This is a genomic window from Cellulomonas endometrii, assembly GCF_949769265.1.
Classification (GTDB): domain Bacteria; phylum Actinomycetota; class Actinomycetes; order Actinomycetales; family Cellulomonadaceae; genus Cellulomonas; species Cellulomonas endometrii.
On record NZ_CATKPC010000010.1, the window covers coordinates 104,185 to 124,967 of the forward strand.

The 20,783-nt window shown below is 75.1% G+C and carries 21 protein-coding genes; 16 read left to right on the forward strand and 5 right to left on the reverse strand.

What is annotated here, in order from left to right; translation table 11 throughout:
• The first annotated feature begins 89 nt into the window (after window positions 1-89).
• From QNH85_RS12300 to QNH85_RS12320, 5 genes are all read left to right on the forward strand, one after another.
• Window positions 90-938 carry an LOG family protein gene (locus tag QNH85_RS12300; protein WP_213283093.1) on the forward strand — a complete coding sequence of 283 codons (849 nt, stop codon included), beginning with the start codon at window positions 90-92 and terminating at the stop codon, window positions 936-938.
• A complete protein-coding gene (folP, locus tag QNH85_RS12305) occupies window positions 935-1,918 on the forward strand; it encodes a dihydropteroate synthase (protein ID WP_428830400.1) in 984 nt (327 codons plus the stop codon). Before QNH85_RS12300 ends, folP begins: the two co-directional genes overlap by 4 nt.
• Window positions 1,915-3,162 carry a hypothetical protein gene (locus tag QNH85_RS12310; RefSeq protein ID WP_282946846.1) on the forward strand — a complete coding sequence of 416 codons (1,248 nt, stop codon included), beginning with the start codon at window positions 1,915-1,917 and terminating at the stop codon, window positions 3,160-3,162. Before folP ends, QNH85_RS12310 begins: the two co-directional genes overlap by 4 nt.
• 158 nt (window positions 3,163-3,320) lie before the next feature.
• Window positions 3,321-3,488 carry a DUF3117 domain-containing protein gene (locus QNH85_RS12315; RefSeq protein WP_082812748.1) on the forward strand — a complete coding sequence of 56 codons (168 nt, stop codon included), beginning with the start codon at window positions 3,321-3,323 and terminating at the stop codon, window positions 3,486-3,488.
• Window positions 3,489-3,508: 20 nt separating this feature from the next.
• Complete coding sequence (locus QNH85_RS12320; protein ID WP_282946850.1) at window positions 3,509-5,110, forward strand: leucyl aminopeptidase family protein; 1,602 nt, start codon at window positions 3,509-3,511, stop codon at window positions 5,108-5,110.
• 174 nt (window positions 5,111-5,284) lie between these two features.
• On the opposite strand, the gene QNH85_RS12325 is transcribed toward QNH85_RS12320, so the two are convergent.
• Complete coding sequence (locus QNH85_RS12325; protein WP_282946900.1) at window positions 5,285-5,917, reverse strand: O-methyltransferase; 633 nt, start codon at window positions 5,915-5,917, stop codon at window positions 5,285-5,287.
• 252 nt (window positions 5,918-6,169) lie between these two features.
• On the opposite strand from QNH85_RS12325, the gene sigE reads away from it, so the two are divergent.
• From sigE to QNH85_RS12365, 8 genes are all read left to right on the forward strand, one after another.
• Window positions 6,170-6,808: an RNA polymerase sigma factor SigE gene (gene sigE, locus QNH85_RS12330; protein ID WP_282946851.1), complete on the forward strand. Its 639-nt coding sequence runs from the start codon at window positions 6,170-6,172 to the stop codon at window positions 6,806-6,808.
• Window positions 6,805-7,869: a zf-HC2 domain-containing protein gene (locus QNH85_RS12335; protein WP_282946852.1), complete on the forward strand. Its 1,065-nt coding sequence runs from the start codon at window positions 6,805-6,807 to the stop codon at window positions 7,867-7,869. The genes sigE and QNH85_RS12335 overlap by 4 nt, the downstream gene beginning before the upstream one ends.
• Complete coding sequence (locus QNH85_RS12340; protein ID WP_282946853.1) at window positions 7,866-9,317, forward strand: S1C family serine protease; 1,452 nt, start codon at window positions 7,866-7,868, stop codon at window positions 9,315-9,317. The genes QNH85_RS12335 and QNH85_RS12340 overlap by 4 nt, the downstream gene beginning before the upstream one ends.
• A gap of 53 nt (window positions 9,318-9,370) precedes the next feature.
• Complete coding sequence (locus QNH85_RS12345; protein WP_282946854.1) at window positions 9,371-9,751, forward strand: twin-arginine translocase TatA/TatE family subunit; 381 nt, start codon at window positions 9,371-9,373, stop codon at window positions 9,749-9,751.
• Between the two features lie 68 nt (window positions 9,752-9,819).
• Window positions 9,820-10,842: a tryptophan--tRNA ligase gene (trpS, locus tag QNH85_RS12350; RefSeq protein WP_282946855.1), complete on the forward strand. Its 1,023-nt coding sequence runs from the start codon at window positions 9,820-9,822 to the stop codon at window positions 10,840-10,842.
• Window positions 10,839-11,423, forward strand: a complete 585-nt coding sequence (locus QNH85_RS12355) for a 2'-5' RNA ligase family protein (RefSeq protein ID WP_282946856.1) — start codon at window positions 10,839-10,841, stop codon at window positions 11,421-11,423. Before trpS ends, QNH85_RS12355 begins: the two co-directional genes overlap by 4 nt.
• An 82-nt stretch (window positions 11,424-11,505) precedes the next feature.
• On the forward strand, window positions 11,506-12,549 hold the full coding sequence (locus QNH85_RS12360) for a YihY/virulence factor BrkB family protein (RefSeq protein ID WP_282946857.1): 1,044 nt from the start codon (window positions 11,506-11,508) through the stop codon (window positions 12,547-12,549).
• Between the two features lie 96 nt (window positions 12,550-12,645).
• Window positions 12,646-13,191: an AMIN-like domain-containing (lipo)protein gene (locus QNH85_RS12365; protein ID WP_282946858.1), complete on the forward strand. Its 546-nt coding sequence runs from the start codon at window positions 12,646-12,648 to the stop codon at window positions 13,189-13,191.
• A 99-nt stretch (window positions 13,192-13,290) separates the two neighbouring features.
• On the opposite strand, the gene QNH85_RS12370 is transcribed toward QNH85_RS12365, so the two are convergent.
• The 4 genes from QNH85_RS12370 to sdhC are packed head-to-tail and all read right to left on the reverse strand — an operon-like array spanning window position 13,291 to window position 16,749.
• A complete protein-coding gene (locus QNH85_RS12370) occupies window positions 13,291-14,058 on the reverse strand; it encodes a succinate dehydrogenase iron-sulfur subunit (RefSeq protein WP_213281558.1) in 768 nt (255 codons plus the stop codon).
• Entirely contained in the window at window positions 14,058-15,896 is a 1,839-nt protein-coding gene (sdhA, locus tag QNH85_RS12375; protein WP_282946859.1) for a succinate dehydrogenase flavoprotein subunit, read from the reverse strand. The genes QNH85_RS12370 and sdhA overlap by 1 nt, the downstream gene beginning before the upstream one ends.
• Before the next feature lie 32 nt (window positions 15,897-15,928).
• Window positions 15,929-16,378 carry a succinate dehydrogenase hydrophobic membrane anchor subunit gene (locus QNH85_RS12380; RefSeq protein WP_282946860.1) on the reverse strand — a complete coding sequence of 150 codons (450 nt, stop codon included), beginning with the start codon at window positions 16,376-16,378 and terminating at the stop codon, window positions 15,929-15,931.
• A complete protein-coding gene (gene sdhC / locus QNH85_RS12385; protein WP_346016320.1) occupies window positions 16,378-16,749 on the reverse strand; it encodes a succinate dehydrogenase, cytochrome b556 subunit in 372 nt (123 codons plus the stop codon). The genes QNH85_RS12380 and sdhC overlap by 1 nt, the downstream gene beginning before the upstream one ends.
• Before the next feature lie 258 nt (window positions 16,750-17,007).
• Here sdhC and QNH85_RS12390 point away from each other — a divergent pair, with 258 nt between their 5' ends.
• The 3 genes from QNH85_RS12390 (at window position 17,008) to QNH85_RS12400 (ending at window position 20,753) form a co-directional block, all read left to right on the forward strand.
• Entirely contained in the window at window positions 17,008-18,174 is a 1,167-nt protein-coding gene (locus QNH85_RS12390) for a mannose-1-phosphate guanylyltransferase (RefSeq protein ID WP_282946861.1), read from the forward strand.
• A gap of 43 nt (window positions 18,175-18,217) precedes the next feature.
• A complete protein-coding gene (locus QNH85_RS12395) occupies window positions 18,218-19,435 on the forward strand; it encodes an amidohydrolase (RefSeq protein WP_282946862.1) in 1,218 nt (405 codons plus the stop codon).
• A gap of 229 nt (window positions 19,436-19,664) precedes the next feature.
• Window positions 19,665-20,753, forward strand: coding sequence for a BMP family lipoprotein (locus QNH85_RS12400; RefSeq protein ID WP_282946863.1), 1,089 nt, complete (start codon window positions 19,665-19,667; stop codon window positions 20,751-20,753).
• Window positions 20,754-20,783: the final 30 nt, after the last annotated feature.

Below are 20,783 nucleotides of genomic sequence, written 5' to 3' on the forward strand. Positions count from 1 at the left end.
GCGGCGGTCACCGGCGGTTCACCCGCCGTCCGCCCGGTGTCCTCCCGGTCCGGCGCGGCGCGCGCCGGGACTCCGTAGAGTCGGCTCCCATGAGTGACGACGGCGTTCCCGCCCCCGGCTCCGGCTACCGCAAGGGCCCGGTCCTGCTGCGGCGCGGGCAGATCCCCGCGACCACCAGCGACCAGCGCCTGCTGCGCGGCGGCGACGGCGCGGACTGGCTCCACGGCGACCCGTGGCGGGTCATGCGGATCCAGAGCGAGTTCGTGGAGGGCTTCGGCGCGCTCGCCGAGCTCGGCCCGGCCGTGAGCGTCTTCGGCTCCGCGCGGACCCTGCCCGAGCACCCGGACTTCGCGCTCGGCGAGGCCGTCGGCCGGCGGCTGGCCGAGGCGGGGTACGCGGTGATCACCGGCGGCGGGCCCGGCATCATGTCCGCGGCGAACAAGGGCGCGACCGAGGCGGGCGGCCTGTCCGTCGGGCTCGGGATCGAGCTGCCGTTCGAGCAGGGCATGAACCCGTGGGTCGACCTGGGCGTCAACTTCCGGTACTTCTTCGCGCGCAAGACGATGTTCGTGAAGTACGCCGAGGGATTCATCGTGCTGCCCGGCGGCTTCGGCACGTTCGACGAGCTCTTCGAGGCGCTCACCCTGGTGCAGACGCACAAGGTCACCGAGTTCCCGATCGTCCTGGTGGGCTCGGACTACTGGCAGGGCATGGTCGACTGGCTGCGGGGGCCCGTGCTGGAGCGCGGCATGATCCGCGAGGCCGACCTGGACCTGCTCCAGCTGGTCGACGACCCCGACGAGGCCGTCCGGATCGTGCAGGACCGCGGCGCCGAGATCCGCGCCGCGGAGCAGGCCGCGGCCGAGGCGGCGGCGCGCGCCCAGGAGGAGTCCGAGGCGGAGGTGGACGCGGAGGCCGCGGCCGAGGGGCGCGGGTGAGCGGAGCCGATCCCCAGGGCCCGCCTCCCGCCGGGGTGCCGTCGGCGGGGGTGCCGTCGGCGGGGGTGCCCGCCGCGGGGGCGCCGCTGCTGCTGCGCGGCCGCTGGTTCGGCCCCGGCCGGCCCGTCGTCATGGCGGTGGTGAACCGCACGCCCGACTCGTTCTACGCCGCCGCGCGGTACGACGACGCCGGCGCCGACGCGGCGGTCGCCCGCGCGGAGGAGGAGGGCGCCGACCTGGTCGACCTCGGCGGGGTGCGCGCCGGCCGCGGGCCGGCCGTGGACGTCGCGGAGGAGATCGCGCGCGTCGTGCCCCTGGTCGAGCGGGTCCGGCGGCGGCACCCGGACCTGCTGGTGAGCGTCGACACGTGGCGGGCGGGGGTCGCCCGCGCCGCCGCCGACGCGGGCGCCGACCTGCTCAACGACACGTGGGCCGGGCACGACCCGGCGCTGGTGGAGGTCGCCGCGGAGCGCGGGCTCGGCGTCGTGTGCTCGCACACCGGCGGGCTGCCGCCCCGCACCGACCCGCTGCGCGTGTCGTACCCCCTGCGGGACGACGCCCCCGCGGGCACGGACCCGCGCGACGGCGTGCTGGACGACGTGCTCGCGACCCTCCGGGCGGCCGCCGGGCGCGCGGTCGGCCTGGGCGTGCACCCGTCGAGCGTGCTCGTCGACCCCACGCACGACTTCGGCAAGAGCACCTGGCACTCGCTGCACCTGGTCCGGCGCACCGCGGCGCTCACCGCGCTCGGCCACCCGGTGCTGGTCGCGCTGTCCCGCAAGGACTTCGTCGGCGAGACCCTGGACCTGCCGCCCGAGGACCGCCTGGAGGGCACCCTGGCGGCGACGTCGGTCGCCGCGTGGCTCGGCGCCCGGGTGTTCCGCGCGCACGACGTGCGGGCGACCCGCCGGACCGTCGACATGGTGGCGGCCCTGCGCGGCGACCTCCCTCCCGCCCGCGCGGTCCGAGGGCTGGCGTGACGGCACCCTCCCCGGGGCGGGGCCTCCACGCGCGCCCGCGCCCCCTCGACCCGCGGTCGTGGCCGTGGTGGGGACAGGCGCTCGCGGTGTACGCGGTGGCGCGCGCCTTCTCCGCCGTGCTGCTGCTCGTCGTCGCCCGGCACCAGGCCGCGAACGGCTGGACGGGGGCGTCCCCCGGGTACGCCGAGTACACGGGCCTGATGTGGGACGCCACCTGGTACCGGCGGATCGCCGAGGGCGGCTACCCGGCCGCGCTCCCCGTCGGGGCCGACGGCCTCGTCCAGCAGAACGAGTGGGCGTTCTTCCCGCTGTACCCGCTCCTGGTCCGCGGCCTGATGACGCTCACCGGGGGCTCCTGGGCGCTGCTCGCGCCGACGGTGTCGCTGCTGGCCGGCGCCGGAGCGGTGCTGCTGGTGCACCGGACCGTGGTGCGCGGCGCGCCCCGCGCGGTCGCCGCCCGCCCGGGGCTGCCGCTGGCGACCGTGCTCCTGGTCAGCGTCTTCCCGACGTCGGTCGTGCTGCAGGTCGGCTACACCGAGGCGCTCGCGCTGCTGCTCGTCGCGGCCTCGCTCCTGGCGATCGTCACGGGCCGGTACGGCTGGGCGTGCGCCGCCGTGCTCGCGCTCGGGTTCACGCGCGCGGTCGCGCTGCCGATGGCGGTCGTCGTGGTCGTGCACGCGCTGGTGCGGCTGCGGGAGTGGCGGCGGCAGGGGGAGCGGCCGCCGGGCCGGGAGCTCGCCGGGATCGGGGCGCTCGCGGTCACCGCGGTGGTCTCCGGGGTCGCGTGGATCGCGATCTGCGGCTGGGTGACCGGCGTCCCGGACGCGTACCTGCAGACGCAGGAGGCCTGGCGCGGCGCGCGGACGACGGCGCCGTTCGCGGGCTGGGCCTACGTGCCGGCGTTCTGGTTCGGCGACGCCGCGCCGCTGGTGGTGCTCGCCGCGGCCGCGGTCGTGCTGGCGTGCCTGCTCGCCCCGTCGACGTGGCGGCTGGGCCGCGAGCTGCACGCGTGGTCCGCGGCGTACCTGCTCTACCTCGCGGCGGCGGTCGAGCCCGGAAGCAGCCTGGCGCGGTTCCTCGTGCTCGCGTTCCCGCTGGGCGCGGCGACCGCCGGCGTGGTGACCCGGCCGCGGTGGGCCCGGTGGGCGTGGACCGGCGCGGTGGTCGTGCTCATGCTCGCGCTGCAGGTGGTGTGGGTGTGGCGGATCTGGCGCCTGGTGCCCCCGTCGGGCTGGCCGCCGTGAGCCTCACCACCGGACACGGCCCGCCCTGTCGCCTGGGTGAACTAGACTGAGCGTCGGACATCCGGGCCCCGGACGCCCGCCCGCGCACGCCCCGCCCCCCGCGGGACCAGCGGCTCGGGCACCCGGACGCCCAGCTACGACGCGAAGGAGAGCCCCGCATGGCCGCGATGAAGCCGAGGACTGGTGACGGTCCGCTCGAGGTGACCAAGGAGGGCCGCGGCATCGTCATGCGGGTCCCGCTCGAGGGCGGTGGCCGACTCGTCGTCGAGCTCAACGCGACCGAGGCGCAGGAGCTGGGCGAGGCCCTCACCTCCGTCGTCTCCTGACGCGCACGGCGCGCTCTGACGTGGCTCGTTCCCTGACGCACCCCGAGGTACGCATCGGCCGGCCGGTGCCGGCGGTCGCCCTGGCCGCCGGCACGCTCGCGTCGTCGCCGCTCCTGCTCGAGCCCGACGTCGACGCGGTGGCCGTCCCGGTCGCCCCGCCGGCCGAGGCGGACGACGACCTGCAGCCCCGCCGCGGGACCGCCGACGCCGCCGCGCGGTACGGCATCGACCTCGCCGAGCTCGCGGAGCGTGCCGGGCTCACAGGCGCCCCGGGCGAGGCGTGGACGCTGCTGCTGCCCCGGCCGGTCGGCAGCGCGGGCACCCCGCTGCCCTGGTCCGGGCTGCCGCGCCGGCTCGTGCTGGTCGGCGTGGGCGGCGGCACCCCCGACGAGCTCCGGCGCGCCGGAGCCGCCCTGGCCCGTGCCACCCGCGGGCTGCGCCGCGTGCTCACCACCGTCGCCACCGAGCCCGGCTCGGACGGCCCCCGGTCGGTGCGCGCGTTCGCCGAGGGCTACCTGCTCGCGGCCTACCGCGTGCAGCGCATCGGCCAGCAGCCCGGCGCCGCCGAGCAGCCCGCCGAGCAGCTCCTCGTCGTCGGGCGCGAGGGCGTGCGCGTCCAGGCGGCGCTCGACGACGCCGTCCGCGGCGCGACCGCCACGTGGCTGGTCCGCGACCTCGCGAACACCCCGTCCAGCATCAAGACCCCCGAGTGGGTGGCGGACCGCGCGGGAGACCTCGCGCGTGCCGCCGGCGTGCGGGTCGACGTGCTCGGCCCCCGCGAGCTGGCCGCCCAGGGCTTCGGCGGGATCCTCGCCGTCGGCGCGGGCTCCGCGTCGCCCCCGCGCCTCGTGACCGTGTCGTACGAGCCGGACGCAGGTGCGCGCCGCGGGCGGCACGTCGTGGTCGTCGGCAAGGGCATCACCTACGACACGGGCGGCATCTCCATCAAGCCGCGCGAGTCGATGGTGCCGATGAAGACCGACATGGCGGGCGCCGCCGTCGCGCTCGCCACCGTGCTGGGCGCGGCCGCCGCGCAGCTGCCGCACCGGGTGACCGCCGTGCTGCCCCTGGCCGAGAACCACTTCGGCGCCTCGTCCTACCGGCCCGGCGACGTCCTGCGGATGTGGGGCGGCCGGACCGTCGAGATCGCGAACACCGACGCCGAGGGCCGGCTCGTGCTCGGGGACGCCCTCGCGTGGGCCGACGCGACGCTCGACCCCGACGTCCTGCTCGACGTCGCGACGCTCACCGGCGCCGCGAGCCTCGGGCTCGGCAAGCAGCACGCCGCGCTGTACGCCACCGACGACCGGCTCGCCGCCGCGCTCGAGACGGCCGCCGCCGAGTCGGGGGAGCCCGTCTGGACGATGCCGCTCGTCGAGGACTACTCCGACGCGGTGCGGTCCACGGTCGCCGACCTCCGGCACGTCCCCCAGGACCTGAAGTACGGCGGCGGCTCGATCACCGCCGCGCTGTTCCTGCGCGAGTTCGTGGGCACCCGCACCTGGGCGCACCTCGACATCGCCGGGCCCGCGCGCTCGACGGCGGACAAGCACGAGGTCACCGAGGGCGCCACGGGCTACGGCGCGCGCCTGCTCCTGCGCTACCTGACCGCCCTGCGCTGACGCGGCAGGCGCGCCCGGCGCGCCCGCGCGCCGGCACGTGCCGCCGCGCGCCGCCACGTGCCGCGAGGTCGTCATCACGGGACGAGGTCGTCAGTCCTGCGGGACGACCTCGTGCGCGAGTGACGACCTCGGCGTCCCGTCGACCCCGGCGTCCCGTCGACCCCGGCGCGCGGGTCAGCGGCGGACGGCCACCAGCAGGCCGTCGCCGACCGGGAGGAGCGCCGGGAGCAGCCGGTCGTCCTCGCGGACCTGGCGGCCGGTCTCCCGGACGATCGTCGTGGCCTCGTCGCGCCGCGCCGGGTCCGCGACCCGGTCGTGCCACAGCGCGTCGTCCACCGCCAGCACCCCGCCGGGGCGCAGCAGCCGGACCGCCTGGTCGACGTAGCTCGGGTAGCCCTCGATGTCCGCGTCCACGAACACCAGGTCGTACGCGCCGTCGGTCAGCCGCGGCAGCACGTCGAGCGCGCGGCCGGAGATCGTCCGGGTCCGCGCGGGCCGCACGCCCTCCTCGGCGAACGCCTGCTTGGCCGCCCGCTGGTGCTCCACCTCGACGTCGATGGTGGTCAGCACGCCGTCGGACGGCATGCCCCGCAGCAGGTGCAGGCCGCTGACACCCGCGCCGGTGCCGACCTCGACCACGGCGCGGGCGCGCACCGCGGCGGCCAGGACCGAAAGCGCCGCACCGGTGCCGGGCGCGACCGCCGTGCAGCCGAGCTCGCCGGCGCGGTCCCGCGCGCGCAGCAGGGTGTCGTCCTCGGGGGCGAAGCCCTCCGCGTAGACCCAGCTGGCGGCCTTGTCGGTGGCGATGGTGTCCTCCTGGGACGTCGTGCGGGCGGGAGTGTCGGCGCAGGCCAGCCTAGTGCGCGCGGGGCCGCCGGTCGCCGGTGGCGGGACGCGACGCGCCCGGGCGCGCCCCGCGGCGTCCCGGCGGGGTGGGAACCGGAGCGGTCCTGTGTCCGTTCTGGGTGAACAGGGGCGGAGCAGGTTCGCACCGCGGTCCGCGTCCTGGGAGGATGACTGGTGTGCCGCACCCGCGGCCCCCGAACCCGAAGGACGTGGATGGCGACCCCGTTGCCCGACCCGGACTGGCAGCCCCCGACGTGGGAGGCGATCGTCCGTGAGCACTCCGCGCGCGTCTACCGACTGGCCTACCGGCTGACGGGCAACCGGCACGACGCCGAGGACCTCACGCAGGAGGTCTTCGTCCGGGTGTTCCGCTCGCTGTCGACGTACACGCCGGGCACGTTCGAGGGCTGGCTGCACCGCATCACCACGAACCTGTTCCTCGACCAGGCCCGTCGGCGCCAGCGCATCCGGATGGACGCGATGGGCGAGGACGGCGACCGGTACCCGGCCACGGGCGCCGGGCCGGAGCGCGCGTTCGAGCACGACAACCTCGACGTCGACATCCAGCGCGCGCTCGACGAGCTGCCGCCGGAGTACCGCGCCGCCGTGGTGCTCTGCGACATCGAGGGGCTCTCCTACGAGGAGATCGCGGTCACGCTCGGCATCAAGCTCGGCACCGTCCGCTCGCGCATCCACCGGGCCCGCGCCCGGCTGCGCGTCGCGCTCGAGCACCGCGCCCCGGCGGCGGTCCGTGCGGCCGCGGACCCCGGCGCACCCACGCAGGCGGGCGGCCCCACGGAGCACCGCCTCCCCGCACCGAGAGCGCAGTCCGCCCCGGCGGGTGCCCGATGACGGGCCACCTCGGCGACCGGGTCAGCGCCCTCGTCGACGGTCAGCTCGCGCCCGCCGCCGCCGAGCGGGCGCTCGCGCACGTCGCCTGCTGCCCCCGGTGCGCCTCGGACCTCGCCGCCGCGCGGGCGGCCCGCCGGGTGCTGTCCGACGTGGACGACGTCCGGCCGGCCGGCGACCTCACCGCGCGGCTGCTCGCCCTGGGCGGCGCGGCCGGCCCCGACGGCGCACCGGGGGCACCCGCCGCGCGGGCGGCGCGGCCGATGGACCCGTTCGTGCCGCCGTCCGGCGCGCGGGGGGCCTCCGCCGCGTTCGGCGACGGCCGGGCGCTGCTCGGCCAGCAGCCCGGCGTGCTCGGCTCGCGCGGCCTGCTCGGCGGGAGCGTGCTCGGCGGTGGCGTGCTCGGCGGCCGTGGGTTCATCGGGACGCGCGAGCCGTTCGGCGCGCACGGACGCCGCGGGCTGCGCGCGGCCGTGGGGTCGCTGACCGGGCTCGGGATGGTCGCGGTCGGCCTGTTCCTGCTCGGGGACCGGCCGCCGGTCGCGCCCGCCACGGAGTCCTCGGAGGCGCTGTCGCTGCTCGGGGACGCCGGTGCGTCCGCGGTCCCCGTGTCCGTCGGCGCGGAGCCCGCCGCGGGCGCGTCGACCGAGGAGTACCTGGACTGGATGCGCGCGGAGGGCTGGACCTGCCCCGCCGAGGTGCCGGACGACTGGTCCGTGACATCCGTGCGGCTGCGGGACGGCGGCGCGACCCTGGAGGTCGACCTGTCCGGACCGTCGGGGGACGTCGTGGTCACCGAGCAGCACGGGCGCCTGGACGCCGCCGCGCTCACGGCCGCCGACCGGCTGGACGTCGACGGCCGCACCGTCTACCTGCTCTCCAGCGCTCCGTGGCACGCCGCCTGGCAGTCGGGGGACACGGTGATCGAGATCGTCTCGGCCGACGCCGGGCCGGACGTCGCGACGGTCGTGTCGCAGTTCCCCGACGGGGAGTTCGACTCCGGGCTGCCCGCCCGGCTGACCCGCGGGTGGGACACGTTCACCGCCGCGATGCACCTCCCGTGACGGCGCCGCACGAGGGCCGGCCGGACGCCGGCCGGCCCCGGAACCCGTTCGCCGCGCCGGGACCGGCCGCCCCGGACCTGTTCGCGCCGCCGCCCGCCGCGCCGCCCGCCGGGTGGGCACCCCCGCCGGCGTGGTCCGCACCCGGACGGGCCCCCGCGCCGGTGTCGCCCCCCGCGCGCCCCGCCGGCGGCGACGCCCGCGACCCGTTCGCCGCGCCGCCCGCCCCGCTGCCGACCGAGCCCGGTGCCGCTCCGGCGCCCGCCGTCCTGCCGGTCCTGCCCGGCTCCCCGTCTCCCGACGGGTTGCCGCCGGGGTTCGCGGGGCCGGCCCTGCGTCCGCGGCGCCGGCGCCGGGTGCCGCTCGGCGTGGTCGCGGGCCTGGTCGTGGCGGCGTTCGGCGCCGGGGTGCTCGGGGGCCTCGTCGGTGCGCGGGTGGAGAACGCGGACGACCGGCTCGCCGACGCGGGCCTGCCGGCCGCCGTGGGCACCGGCGCGGGCGACCGCGCCCCGGACAGCGTCGCGGGCATCGCCGAGCAGGTGCTGCCGTCGGTCGTGTCCATCGAGGTCACGTCGGCCGCGGGCTCCTCGACCGGCTCCGGCATGGTGCTGCGCCAGGACGGCTACATCCTCACCAACCACCACGTCGTGGCGGGCGGGGGCGACGCGGGCGCGACCGTCGTGGTGCTGCTCGCGGACGGCTCCCAGGAGCCGGCGACGATCGTCGGCAGCACCCCGGACTACGACCTCGCCGTGCTGAAGATCGAGGTCGAGGGCCTGGTGCCGCTCGTGCTCGGCGACTCCGACCAGGTCCAGGTCGGCGACCCGGTCGTCGCGGTGGGTGCGCCGCTCGGCCTCGCCGGGACCGTCACCACCGGCATCGTGAGCGCCCGCAACCGCCCGGTCGCGGCCGGGGACGGCACGGAGTCGACCGCCTTCATCAACGCGCTGCAGACCGACGCCGCGATCAACCCCGGCAACTCGGGCGGCCCGCTCGTCAACGCGGCCGGGGAGGTCGTGGGCATCAACTCCGCGATCGCGCAGCCGCCCGGCACGGCGGCCACGAGCGGCGGCAGCATCGGCCTCGGCTTCGCCATCCCGTCCAACCAGGCGCGCCGCACCGCCGAGCAGCTCATCGAGACCGGCACGGCGACGTACCCCGTGATCGGCGTGCTCCTCGACGGCGAGTACACCGGCGAGGGCGTCCAGGTCGCGACGCAGGCGCAGGGCGCGCAGCAGCCCGTCACCCCGGACGGTCCGGCGGACCGCGCGGGCATCCGCGCGGGCGACGTCATCCTGTCGATCGACGGCCGGCCGGTCACCGCGTCGGACGAGCTCGTGGTCGCGATCCGGGCCCGCACGCCGGGCGACGCGGTGCTGCTGCGGGTCCGCGCGGCCGACGGCTCGGAGCGCGACGTGCGGGTGGTCCTGGACGAGTCGGCGCAGGGCTGAGCGCCCCGCGGGAGCCGGTGGGCCGCGCGGGCACCGGGCGGTAGCCTGGGCGGGTGTTCGACATCAACGGCGGCGAGTTCCTCGTGATCCTGCTCGTCGCCGTGATCGTGATCGGACCCTCGCGGCTGCCCCGGTACGCCGAGCAGCTCGCGCGCCTGACCAAGCAGGCCCGGCACTACCTGCAGGACGCGAAGCGCCGCGTCGACGACGAGCTGGGCGACGACGTCAAGGACATCGACTGGGAGGCGCTCGACCCCCGGAAGTACGACCCCCGGCGCATCGTCCGTGACGCCCTGCTCGACGACGACACCCCGGCCCGCGCCGGGGCCCGCGCCCGCACCGCCGCCGGGAGCGCCGGAGCCGCCCGCGGCGCCGCGGCGCCGGCCCCTCCCGAGCCGGACGCCCCCGCGCCGTTCGACGACGAGGCCACCTGACCCCTCGCCCGCGCCCCCTCGCACACCACCCGTCCGGGCCCGCCGCCCCCGACCGTCAGAATGGACCCATGGTCTCCGCCCGCCCCCGCATCTTCTCCGGGATGCAGCCCACCTCCGACTCCCTCCACCTCGGCAACTACCTCGGGGCCCTGACCCAGTGGGTCGCCCTGCAGGACGCGTACGACGCCCTGTACTGCGTGGTGGACCTGCACGCCCTGACCGTCGCGCCGGACCCGGCCGCCCTGCGGGAGCGCACCCGGCGCACCGCGGCGCAGTACCTGGCGGCCGGCGTGGACCCGGAGCGCTCGATCCTGTTCGTGCAGTCGCACGTCGCGGAGCACGCGGAGCTGTCGTGGCTGCTGTCCTGCCAGACGGGCTTCGGCGAGGCCGGCCGGATGACGCAGTTCAAGGACAAGTCGTCGAAGCAGGGCGCCGAGGGCACGACCGTCGGGCTGTTCACCTACCCGATCCTCATGGCCGCGGACATCCTGCTGTACGACACGGCGCTGGTCCCGGTGGGGGAGGACCAGCGGCAGCACCTCGAGCTGACCCGCGACCTGGCCCAGCGGCTGAACTCCCGGTTCGGCGACGGCACGGCGGTCGTCCCGGAGCCGCACATCGTCAAGGCGACAGCCAAGATCTACGACCTGCAGGACCCGACGGCGAAGATGAGCAAGTCCGCCGCGAGCCCGAACGGCATCATCGAGCTGCTCGACCCGCCGAAGACCGTCGCCAAGCGCATCCGGTCGGCCGTCACGGACGCGGTCGGCGAGGTCCGCTACGACCGGGAGAACCAGCCCGGCGTCGCGAACCTCCTGACGATCTTCTCCGCGCTGACGGGCCGGGAGATCGACGACATCGTGGGCGACTACGACGGCAGGGGCTACGGGCACCTCAAGGTCGACCTCGCCGACGTGGTGACGGACTTCCTCACCCCGTTCCAGGAGCGCGTGAACGGCTACCTCTCCGACCCGGCGTCGCTGGACGCCGTGCTCGAGGACGGCGCCGAGCGCGCCCGAGGCATCGCGCAGGCCACGCTCGACCGGGTCTCGGACCGGTTCGGGCTGCTGCCGCGCCGCAGGACGGCATGAACCCCACCGGGCCGTTCGGCGAGGAGATGCGGATCGGCGTCGCGGTCACGGTGCCCGAGCCGTACGCCGGCCAGCTCCAGGGCGCCCGCGCCCGCGTCGGCGACCCGGCGGCGGACCTGATCCAGCCGCACATCACGCTGCTCGGCCCGACCGTCGTGCCCGTCTCCGCCCTGGACGACGTGGCCGCGCACCTGCGCGCCGTCGCGGAGCAGCACGCGCCGTTCACGGTGCACCTGCGGGGGACGGCCACGTTCCGGCCGGTGTCGCCCGTGGTGTTCGTGCAGGTGGTCGAGGGCATCGCCGCGTGCGAGCTGCTGGAGGTCGGCGTCCGGTCGGGGCCGCTCGCGCAGGAGCTCCGGTTCCACTACCACCCGCACGTCACCATCGCGCACGACGTCCCGGACGACGCGCTGGACCGGGCGTTCACGGAGCTCGCCGGGTACGACGCCCGGTTCGACGTCACCGAGATCCACGCCTACGAGCACGGCGACGACGGCATGTGGCGCGCGATGGCCTCGTTCCCGCTGACCGGGGCGAGCACGCCCGGCGACGGCGCCCCGGCCCGGCCCGCGCCCGCCTGACCTGGCCGGACGGAGCCGCGGCCGGGCCGGTCGCGGCGGGCGCCGGGATGCCGAGCACGGTCCGGGCTCCTAGGGTCACGGCATGGGAGTCCCGGCCGAACCGCAGGGCGCCGGTCGCGCGCACGCCCGCGCCGCCAGCACGCAGGACGTGGTCGCGGGCAACCGCACCGACATCGGCGCCCGCGTGTACCCCGCCGGGGTCGCGGGGCTGGTCGCCCGCGCCAAGGCCCTCCTCGCGTGGTGGCAGCACACCCGCGCCGCGCGGGCCAACGCCCGGTTCGGCTCGGCCGGCGGCGGGGTCCTGACCGGCGGGATCGCCTACGCGACGATCTTCTCCGTGTTCGCCGGCGTCACCATCGGCTACACGATCTTCATGGCGGTGCTCGGCGGCAACGACGCCCTGCGGCAGACGGTGCTGGAGACCCTCGACGCGAACCTGCCCGGTCTCGTGCAGACCAGCGGCGACGACACGAGCGGCATCCTCGACCCGGACACGCTCACGCTCAGCACCGGCGTCGGGGTGGCCGGCGTCGTCGCGCTGGTCGTGCTCGTCGTCAGCGCCATCTCCGCGATGGCGGCCCTGCGCACCGCGGTCCGCGCGATGTTCGACCCCGAGGCCGGCGGCGGCAACCTCGTCGCCGGCAAGCTGCGGGAGCTCGGCGGGTTCGCCGGCATCGGGGCGGCGATCCTCCTGTCCGCGGTCCTGAGCATCGCCACGACGACCGCCGCCGACTGGGCGCTCCACGTGCTCGGGCTGGACGGGTCCACCGTCGGGAGCATCGTCCTGCGCGCGGCCGGCATCGCCGTGGCGTTCCTGGTGGACGCGCTCACGTTCTGGCTGATCGTCGTGGTGCTGGCCGGGCAGTCGCCGGAGTGGCGGGACCTGCGGCAGGGGATGCTGGTCGCCGCCGTCGGGCTCGGGGTGGTGCGCGTGCTCGGGACGTCCGTGGTGGCCGGGGCAGCCGAGAAGAACGCCGTCCTGCAGTCGTTCGCCGTCATCGTCACGCTGCTGATCTGGGTGAACCTCATCGCCCGCATCGTGCTGCTCGCCGCCGCGTGGACGGCGGACCCGCCGGCCGCGGATGAGGCGGGCGCCGACCAGGAGCCGGAGCCCGCAGGCGTCTGACGCCCGCAAGCGCAGCCCCGGGGCGGTGCGAGCGGCGGGTCTAGCGTGGACCCGTCGGACATCGTCCGGGTGCCCGCGCGACGAGGAGGTCGTGCGATGAGGCGGTCACGCCTGGCAGCGCTCGTGCTGCTGCTCTGCTCCCTGCTGCTCGTCCCCGTGTCGCCCGCCGGCGCGGCCACGCCGTACTGCGGCATCCGCTGGGGCTCGCTCGACAAGAGCGTCGCCGGGCTGTCCCTGGCACCCGTCACCGACGTGCGCACGGGCCGCCACACCTGCTTCGACCGGCTCGTGGTCGACATCGCCGGCGACGCCCGCGGGTACACCGTCCGCTACGTCCCCGCGGTGACCGCCGACGGCTCCGGCGTCGTCATCCCGACGCGCGGCGGGGCGGCCCTGGAGATCACCGTCTGCAACCCGGCGTTCGCGTCGAGCGGGGCGCCGACGTACACGCCGGCCGACCGGCGCGAGCTCCGGGACGTCACCGGGTACCGCACGTTCCGCCAGGTCGTCTGGGCCGGCACCTTCGAGGGCTACATGTCGCTCGGGCTCGGCGTGCGTGCGCGCCTGCCGTTCCGGGCGTTCCTCCTCGACGGGCCCGGCACGTCGGATCGCCTCGTCGTCGACGTGGCCCACCGGTGGTGACCCCGGCGGGTCGTCGCGAGGTGCCCGGCCGCTGACGACGGCGACGCGCCGCACCCGTCACGACGGGTACGGCGCGCCGGCCGATCGGGTCCGTGGGGGTCAGAACGCGCGGGTGATCATCGCGCGCTTGACCTCCTGGATCGCCTTGGTGACCTCGATGCCGCGGGGGCACGCCTCGGTGCAGTTGAAGGTGGTCCGGCAGCGCCAGACGCCCTCCTTGTCGTTGAGGATCTCGAGCCGCTGGGCCCCGCCCTCGTCGCGGCTGTCGAAGATGAACCGGTGCGCGTTGACGATCGCCGCGGGGCCGAAGTACTGCCCGTCGGTCCAGAACACCGGGCAGGAGCTCGTGCACGCGGCGCACAGGATGCACTTGGTGGTGTCGTCGAACCGCGCGCGCTCCTCGGGGGACTGGATCCGCTCGCGGGACGGCTCGGTGCCGGTGGTGATGAGGAACGGCATGATCTCGCGGTAGGAGGCGAAGAACGGCTCCATGTCGACCACGAGGTCCTTGATGACCGGCAGGCCCTTGATGGGCTCGACGGTGATCGGCTTGTCGGGGTTCAGGTCCTTGAGCAGGGCCTTGCACGCCAGCCGGTTGCGCCCGTTGATCCGCATGGCGTCCGACCCGCAGACCCCGTGCGCGCAGGAGCGGCGGAACGTCAGCGACCCGTCGTGCTCCCACTTGATCTTGTGCAGGGCGTCCAGGAGGCGGTCGGTGCCGTGGGCGGTGACCGTGAACTCCTCCCAGAACGGCTCGTCGCCGTGGGTCTCCGGCTTGTAGCGCCGGATCTTCAGCGTCACGTCGAACGACGGGATCTCGCCGGCCTTCGGCTCCGCGGACGCGTCGCGGTCCAGAACAGCAGTCATCAGTACTTCCGCTCCATCGGCTGGTACACGGTGGTCACGACGGGCTTGGTGCCCAGGACGACGGCCGGGCGGCCGGGGCCGGGCGCCGGGATCTCCTCGCCCTTCGGCGCGGAGCCGGCGGGGGAGTCGACCGGGACGCCGGGCACGCGGCGGTAGGCCATCGTGTGCTCCATGAACGACTCGTCGTCACGCTTGGGGTAGTCCTCGCGGAAGTGCCCGCCGCGGGACTCCCGGCGGTTCAGCGCCCCGACGACGACGGTCTCGGCGATGTCGAGCAGGAAGCCGAGCTCGAGCGCCTCGATCAGGTCGGTGTTGAACGCGCGGCCCTTGTCCTGGACCGACACGCGGGAGTAGCGCTCCTGCAGGACCTGGATGTCCTGGAAGGCCTCACGCAGGGACTCCGCGGTGCGGAACACCTGCGCGTTGGTGTCCATCGTCTGCTGCAGCTCGCGGCGGACGTCCGAGACGCGCTCGCCCTGGGGACGCTCCCGCATGTTCTCGAGCTGCGCGACCACGGCGGCCTCCGGCGCCTCCGGAAGGTCCACCCACGGCGCGGTGCGCGCGTACTCGGCGGCGGAGATGCCGGCGCGCTTGCCGAACACGTTGATGTCGAGCAGCGAGTTCGTCCCGAGCCGGTTGGAGCCGTGCACGGAGACGCACGCGACCTCGCCTGCGGCGTACAGGCCCTTCACGACGTGGTTCGTGTCGCGCAGCACCTCCGCCTCGACGTTGGTCGGCACGCCACCCATGGCGTAGTGCGCGGTCGGGTAGACCGGCACGGGCTCGGTGTACGGCTCGATGCCCAGGTAGGTGCGCGCGAACTCGGTGATGTCCGGGAGCTTCGCGTCGATGTGCGCGGGGTCCAGGTGGGTGAGGTCGAGCAGGACGTAGTCCTTGTTCGGCCCGGCGCCGCGGCCCTCGCGCACCTCGTTCGCCATCGACCGGGCGACGATGTCGCGCGGCGCGAGGTCCTTGATCGTGGGCGCGTACCGCTCCATGAACCGCTCGCCGTCGGCGTTCCGGAGGATGCCGCCCTCGCCGCGCGCGGCCTCGGAGAGCAGGATGCCCAGGCCCGCGAGGCCGGTCGGGTGGAACTGGAAGAACTCCATGTCCTCCAGCGGCAGGCCGCGGCGGTAGGCGAGCGCCATGCCGTCGCCGGTCAGGGTGTGCGCGTTCGAGGTCGTCTTGTAGATCTTGCCGGCGCCGCCGGTCGCCAGGACCACGGACTTCGCGCGGAACACGTGGATCTCACCGGTGGCCAGCTCGTAGGCGACGACGCCCGAGACGGCCACGTCCTCGCCCTCGGGGACCTCGCGGGCGGTGAGGTCGTGCGTGAGGATCAGGTCCAGCACGTAGAACTCGTTGAAGAACGCGACCTCGTTCTTCACGCACTGCTGGTAGAGGGTCTGCAGGATCATGTGGCCGGTGCGGTCCGCGGCGTAGCAGGCCCGGCGCACGGCGGCCTCGCCGTGGTTGCGGGTGTGGCCGCCGAACCGGCGCTGGTCGATCCGGCCCTCGGGCGTGCGGTTGAACGGCAGGCCCATCCGCTCCAGGTCGAGCACGGCGTCGATCGCCTCGTTCGCCATGATCGTCGCGGCGTCCTGGTCGACCAGGTAGTCGCCGCCCTTGACGGTGTCGAAGGTGTGCCACTCGGGGTTGTCGTCCTCGACGTTGCCGAGCGCGGCGCACATGCCGCCCTGGGCCGCGCCGGTGTGCGAGCGGGTCGGGTAGAGCTTCGAGATGACCGCCGTGCGGGTGCGGGCGGACGACTCGAGGGCGGCGCGCATCCCGGCGCCGCCGGCGCCGACGATGACGACGTCGAACTGGTGGGTCTGCATCGGGGTCGATGCCTCCAAGGCTGTGGGGGGTGTCAGGCGGTGCAGAACGACGGCAGCAGGTCGGCCGGGGAGTCCACGGGGCACGGGTCGAAGGTGAAGATCACCAGGGTGCCGAGCACGACCACGACGACGAACGCGGTGTAGAGCGCGAGCTTGAGGACGAGGCGGGTGCCGTCGCGCTCGGCGTAGTCGTTGATGATCGTCCGCACGCCGTTGGTGCCGTGGATCATCGCGAGCCAGAGCATGAGCAGGTCCCAGACCTGCCAGAACGGGGACGCCCACTTGCCGGCGACGAAGCCGAAGTCGATGGCGGTGATGCCGTCGCCCGCGACGAGGTTGACGAACAGGTGCCCGAAGATCAGCACGAGAAGCACGACGCCGGACGCGCGCATGAACACCCAGCCGTAGAGCTCCCAGTTGCCGCGGGACGTGCGACGCCCAGGGCGCGGGGCAGCCGTGCGGGGGGCGGGGATCGAGGTCATCACTCGCCTCCGAAGACGTGCATGAGGTGCCGCGGCAGGAAGCCCGCCATGGTCACGACGAACAGGCCGAGCACGACCCAGAGCATCACGCGCTGGTACTTCGCGCCCTTGGACCAGAAGTCCACCAGCATGATCCGGACGCCGTTGAAGGCGTGGAACACGATGGCGGCGACCAGCCCGGCCTCGCCGAGGCCCATGATCGGGTTCTTGTAGGTGCCGATCACGGCGTTGTACGCCTCCGGCGACACCCGCACGAGCGAGGTGTCCAGGACGTGCACGAGCAGGAAGAAGAAGATGAGCACGCCGGTGACCCGGTGGGCGACCCAGGACCACATGCCTTCACGGCCGCGGTAGAGGGTGCCGCCGGGGATCCGCTTCGCCGTGGGGGCGGCGACGCTGCGGGGTTCGGCAGGCGCAGTGGGCACGAGAGGCCTCCTGGCGAGTTCGGGCGGGACTGCTGTGTCCGGTCACACAACTGTAGTGATGGTGCGCCGCGCCACCGCCCGCGGGGGTGTCGATCCGCCCCGATGTGACCAAGCGCACACCCCGGTCGGGACCGAGGTCCCTGGTCGAAGTTCCACCCGTCGGGGACCCGGTGTGTGCCGGTTCGTCCCGATACCCTGGCCGCCATGCCCGCCCCTGCCGCGACCTCCTCCGCGACCGCCGCCGTGAACGCCCCGCGCCCGATCCCCGGCTTCCACGCCGTCGTGCCCGCCGGCGGCGCCGGCACCCGGCTGTGGCCGCTGTCCCGGCAGGGGTCGCCGAAGTTCCTGCACGACCTGACCGGGACCGGCCGCACGCTCCTGCAGAGCACGGTCGACCGGCTGCTGCCGCTCACCGGCCGCGACGGCGTCCTGGTGGTCACCGGCGTCCGGCACGCGGAGGCCGTCGGCGCGCAGCTGCCCGAGCTCGGCCCCGGTCAGGTGGTCGCGGAGCCGTCGCCCCGCGACTCCATGGCGGCGATCGGCCTCGCGGCGGCGATCCTCGCCGAGCGGCACGGCCGCGACGTGGTGCTGGGGTCCTTCGCGGCGGACCAGGTCATCGAGGACCTGCCGCAGTTCTGGTCGGCCGTCACCGAGGGCGTCGAGGCGGCCCGCGCCGGGTACGTCGTCACCATCGGCATCACCGCGACGTCGCCGTCCACCGCGTTCGGGTACGTCCGCTCGTCGGAGCCGCTCGGCGTCGAGGGCGCCCCGAGCGCCCGCCACGTGGCGGGGTTCACGGAGAAGCCGGACGCCGAGACGGCGGCCGCCTACCTCGCGACCGGGGACTACCGGTGGAACGCCGGCATGTTCCTCGTGCAGGCGGGCGTGCTGCTCGACCACCTCGCCGAGCAGCTTCCCCCGCTCGCCGCGGGCCTGCGCACCATCGCGGCGGCGTGGGACGACCCCGCGCGGCGGGACGCGGTGCTGACCGAGGTGTGGCCCGGGCTGACCAAGATCGCGATCGACCACGCCATCGCGGAGCCGGTGGCCGCCGCGGGGGGCGTCGCGGTGGTGCCCGGCGACTTCACCTGGGACGACGTGGGCGACTTCGCGTCGCTCGGGACCCTGCTGCCGCCGGTCGGCGTCGACGGGGCCCGGACGCTCGGGGACGAGGCGCTCGTGCAGCGGATCGACGCCGGGGGAGCGGTGGTCGTGCCCGCGGCCGGCCGGACCGTCACGGTGCTCGGCGTGCCGGACGCCGTGGTGGTCGACACCCCCGACGCGCTCCTCGTCACCACCCGCGCGCACGCGCAGGCGGTCAAGCAGGCCGTGGACGGCTGGCGCGGGCGCGGCCGGGACGACCTGCTCTGACGCGCACGCGCCCCGGCCTGCGCGGACGGCTAGGGTCGGTCGGGTGATCGTCGACGCCACCCGGGTGACCCAGCTCGTGGACACCCTGCAGCCCGAGCTGGTGGAGGTCCGCCGCGACATCCACGCCCACCCCGAGCTCGGTCGCACCGAGCAGCGCACCACCCACCTGATCGCGGACCGGCTGCGGCTGGCCGGGCTCGCGCCCCGGATGCTCGCGGGCACCGGCCTCACGTGCGACATCGGGCCCTCGTCCGTGGAGACCGGCCGCCGCCGGATCGCGCTGCGCGCGGACATCGACGCCCTGCCCGTGCAGGAGACGACCGGCCTGCCCTACGCCTCGACGGTGCACGGCGTCGCGCACGCCTGCGGCCACGACGTGCACACCACGGCGCTGCTCGGCGCCGGCCTGGTCCTGGCTGAGCTGCACGCCGCCGGGGCGCTGCAGACCGGCGTGCGGCTGGTGTTCCAGCCGGCCGAGGAGGTGCAGCCGGGCGGTGCGCTGGACGTGCTGAACCAGGGCGCCCTCGATGGCGTGGGCCGGATCTTCGCGCTGCACTGCGACCCGAAGGTCGACGTCGGACGCATCGGCACCCGGATCGGCCCGATCACCTCGGCGTCCGACGAGGTCACGGTGATCGTGACCGGCCAGGGCGGCCACACCTCCCGCCCGCACCTCACCGGTGACGTCGTGTACGCGCTCGGCCAGGTCATCACGCAGGTCCCCGCGGTGCTCGGGCGCCGGCTGGACCCGCGCTCCGGCGTGAACCTCACGTGGGGAGCCGTGCAGGCGGGCTCCGCGCACAACGCGATCCCGGCGTCCGGCTCGGTGCGCGGGACGCTGCGGTGCCTCGACGTGCGGGCCTGGGAGCGCGCGTCGCAGGTCGTGCACGAGGCGGTCGAGCAGGTCGTCGCGCCCTACGGGGTCGAGGTCGAGGTCCGGCACCAGCGGGGCGTGCCGCCGGTCGAGAACGACGAGCGCGCGACCGCGGTGCTCGAGGCGGCCGCGCGGGACGTGCTCGGCGAGGACTCCGTGCAGCTGACCGAGCAGTCGCTCGGCGGCGAGGACTTCGCCTGGTACCTGACCAAGGTGCCGGGCGCGATGGCCCGGCTGGGCACGCGGACGCCGGGCGGCCGGACGTACGACATCCACCAGGGCGACCTCGTCGTGGACGAGCGCGCGATCGGCGCCGGTGCGGCGCTGCTCGCCCGCGCGGCGCTGCTGGCCGGCACCCCCCGGTCGGGGGACGCCACGGGCGTCTGACCGGCACACGGGTGGCCCGCTGGGCCGGTCGGGTGAGTCCGCCGGCCGGGCGAATGTTCCAAGTGAGTAACGAAGGCCCTCGGCGACCCCCCGGTAACACGACGGACACCTGCGCGTGGCTAGGGTTCGTGGCGAACACCGGACGGAACCGTCGTGTGCGGCGCGCAACGAGGCGCGCGGCCCGGGCGGGCGACCCGGACCGGTCGACGACGAGAAGCAGGAGTGTCGCGTGAAGAAGATCATCCGTGTGGCCGCCCTCAGCGGGGCTGTCGCGCTCGCCCTCGCCGCCTGCGGCAGCGCGCCGGAGGAGTCGGACGACAACGCCGGTTCCGACGGCGGCTCCGACTTCAAGGCCTGCATGGTCTCCGACTCGGGCGGTTTCGAGGACAAGTCCTTCAACCAGTCCGGTGCCGAGGGCCTCGACCGCGCCGCGGAGGAGCTGGGCATCGAGGAGGTCAAGGTCGAGTCCACGGCCGAGACCGACTTCACCCCGAACATCGACTCGCTGGTCTCCCAGGGCTGCAACCTCATCATCGGCGTCGGCTTCCTCCTCGAGGACCCGATCCAGACCGCGGCCGAGGCGAACCCCGACATCGAGTTCGGCCTCATCGACTCCTCGTTCTCGGACGCCGACTTCAACCCGGTGACCCTGGACAACGCCAAGCCGCTGCTGTTCAACACGCAGGAGGCCGCGTACCTGGCCGGCTACGCCGCCGCGGCGACGTCCGCCACGGGCACCGTCGCCACCTTCGGCGGCATCCAGCTCCCGTCGGTGTCGATCTTCATGGACGGCTTCGTCGACGGCGTCGCGAAGTTCAACGAGGACAACGGCGCGAACGTCGCGGTCCTCGGCTGGGACAAGGAGGCCCAGACGGGTTCCTTCACCGGTGACTTCGAGAACCAGGCCAACGGCCAGAACATCGCCAAGGGCTTCATCGACCAGGGCGCCGACGTCATCATGCCCGTCGCCGGCCCGGTCGGCCTGGGTGCCGCCGCCGCCGCGCAGGAGGCCGGTGACGTCTCCATCGTCGGCGTCGACGCCGACTGGTTCGAGACGGCTCCGGACTACTCCGGCATCGTCCTGACCTCGGTCATGAAGGAGATCGGCCAGGCCGTGTACGACACGGTCAAGGAGGCCTCGGAGGGCAACTTCTCCTCCGACCCGTACGTCGGCACCCTCGAGAACGAGGGCATCGGCATCGCGCCGTTCCACGACTTCGACTCGGTCGTCCCGGCCGAGGTCAAGACGGCGATCGACGACCTCAAGGCCCAGATCATCGCGGGTGACCTGGTCGTGGAGTCCCCGAGCCAGAACTGACGCACGCACCACGGTGGCCCGGGCAGCGAG